The sequence below is a fragment of the Bradyrhizobium sp. NBAIM08 genome (genome assembly GCF_020193935.1).
In the GTDB taxonomy this organism is placed as follows: Bacteria; Pseudomonadota; Alphaproteobacteria; order Rhizobiales; family Xanthobacteraceae; genus Bradyrhizobium; species Bradyrhizobium yuanmingense.
Genome location: NZ_JADYVR010001313.1, coordinates 1 through 384, shown reverse-complemented (window position 1 = coordinate 384; position 384 = coordinate 1). Strand labels below are relative to the sequence as shown.

Here is a 384-nt window from a genome sequence, read left to right as displayed (position 1 = left end):
CACCATGCTCCAGCTCATCCGGACTGCCCTGCTGGCAACGCTCCTGGCCGCACTGTCCGTGCCGGCACTCAGCGGCACCGCCCATGCGGCAACACCCTCGAAGAACACGGCCTACAAGGACGCGAGCGTCGACGCCGACCTCCCCGGCTCCATCAAGATCAAGATCGGCAGCTCCACGAGCAAGATCGCCAAGCTCACGCTCAAGGTCACATGTGAGGACGGCACCAAGGAGAAGCTCGTGCTGAAGGACGTCAGGCTGACCGGCGGGTCGTTCGACGAGGGCTCGGGGCCCGGACAGAGCGTCCGCGGCTCGTTCACGAGCAAGCACAAGGTCACCGGCTCGTTCAGGACCGACCTGTGCGGCTTCTTCGGCGGCGACTACAC

General features: G+C 65.6%; 1 protein-coding gene. It reads left to right on the top strand.

Features of this window, described 5'->3' with window-relative positions; all coding sequences use genetic code 11:
* Nucleotides 1-384: hypothetical protein (locus tag I6F37_RS44685; RefSeq protein ID WP_225155084.1), on the top strand; the 384-nt coding region annotated here is incomplete at both ends.